Source organism: Flavobacterium sp. HSC-61S13, assembly GCF_024171535.1.
Classification (GTDB): domain Bacteria; phylum Bacteroidota; class Bacteroidia; order Flavobacteriales; family Flavobacteriaceae; genus Flavobacterium.
In genome coordinates this window covers 1-1,807 of record NZ_JALJZV010000033.1, presented here as the reverse complement: position 1 = coordinate 1,807, position 1,807 = coordinate 1, and the positions used below count along the sequence as shown (strand labels likewise).

Below are 1,807 nucleotides of genomic sequence, written 5' to 3'. Positions count from 1 at the left end.
GGTCGAATCAGGATAAAATTTTGCAAGCTGGTTATTTCAGATCTACCACCAGATCCGGTATCTCCGCCGCAGGAGGATCCGGTTTTTCCGAAGGAGACTTTAGATCCGGGGATTGATGGAGGTACTTGGACGAACAATCCACCAAAAAAAGTTGATATCATTGCTGATCCGCAGCAGGAGGATATACCAATTTGGTGGTATCACGGCGATCATTTGGGTAGTTCTTCGTATATTACAGATGTTTTTGGCAAACCGTGTCAGTATATAGAATATTTGCCTTTTGGGGAGATTATGGTACAGCAAAGTACCAACAACATCTTTGAAAATGTGTATAAATTCAATGCGAAAGAACTCGATGAGTCCACAGGATATTACTACTACGGCGCGCGTTATTACGATCCAGGTACCAGTGTGTTTTTGAGTGTAGACCTGATGGCGGAGCAGTTCCCCGGATGGACTCCCTACCACTATGTACACAACAATCCAATCAATCTGATTGACCCGACAGGGATGGCTGCGGAAACAGATTATACTTTAAATAGAAAAACGGGGGATGTAAAACAAGTTGGAGAAACGAATGATAAATCTGATAGAATATTAGCTACTAATGGTAAAGGTAATGTGAAAACTGATAGAGAAGGGAATCCTAAAGTTGCTATTGATAATATTGACAAAGGTATTTTATCTGATGGAATGAATTTAAAAACCGATAGTAATGTTATTAATGTTGGTGGGGCTGGAAATGCAACTAGAACAGGTGTAGAAAGATTTGCATTGGAATTAGCTGACTATGTGGGTAAAGAAATAAAAGGGGCTTATTTTTCAAATAATGGAACGGAAGAAATTACACATATGACATTAGGAAAGTATAAAGGTAATACATATACAAAGAGTTTTTCGTCGGGTTCAGACGCTATTAGAGATGTTGTTAGTACTATCGGAGAATTTAAGAGCTATGAATTGAAGGGTTTTTTTCATACTCATCCCAATGAACCATCTCGATTCGAGCCGTCAGGAGCAGATAAAAACTCAAGAGATAGTGGACTTAAACAAAATTCTAAACTCAATTATTATATATTAACACATCCAAATGGATATGGAGCGAAGAAGCCCCATATTATTGATTATAGTAAAGAATAATATGAAAAAGTATTTATATGCCTTGATTTTTATAAGTTTAGTAAGTTGTAATTCGTATAAATCACAACTTAGTGAAAAGGGAAATTATGAAGATGCTATTTTTAATGGTATCATTGATTTTTCAAACACACAATTATTCTTAGAGGGTAAAGTTTTTTTTGTAAATTTTGATTTGAAAGTGGAAGACTATTATGCCTTTTCAATTATGGACAATTCTGATAAACTATTATTTTCTGAGAAGAAAGCTTTTAGTGATAATTATCTCCCAAATAAGTTTATTATATATAAAAATAAATTATTCTTTTGGTGGGATGATAATTATGGAAGTGATAAAGATATCTTAGAAAAACTGATTCTGAATAACAAGATTCAAAATGAAGAGGAATCTCCTTTTATAGATTTTGAAACAGATGAAAAAAAAAAGGGGGCTAAATATTTTTTTTGTAAAAATAATTTGAAGAAGTATAAAAGAGTTATTACCAATTTAGGGATTATAAAAACGCCTAAATTAAATTGTGAATAAATGCTTTCTCTCCCCCGCTGGTACACGAATATTAAAAACATTCGGCTAGGCTACCGCGCGAGTCCTCCCATAAATCCGCAACTCTATAGCAGAAGTTGATATTTTATCATTTAGAACTACTAAGGATGAAGAAAAGTAGCTTAA

Annotated in this window: 2 protein-coding genes; both read left to right on the top strand. The window is 34.2% G+C overall.

The features are described 5' to 3' along the window. A partial coding sequence (locus L1275_RS16485) for an RHS repeat domain-containing protein (protein WP_371923518.1) occupies positions 1–1,140 on the top strand: 1,140 nt, incomplete at its 5' end. 1 nt (position 1,141) lies between these two features. Then, positions 1,142–1,663, top strand: coding sequence for a hypothetical protein (locus L1275_RS16480; RefSeq protein ID WP_253476101.1), 522 nt, complete (start codon positions 1,142–1,144; stop codon positions 1,661–1,663). Positions 1,664–1,807: the final 144 nt, after the last annotated feature.

Excerpts from the sequence above, each read along its gene's own strand:
- L1275_RS16480 (WP_253476101.1), top strand. The coding sequence starts at position 1,142 with ATGAAAAAGTATTTATATGCCTTGATTTTTATAAGTTTAGTAAGTTGT.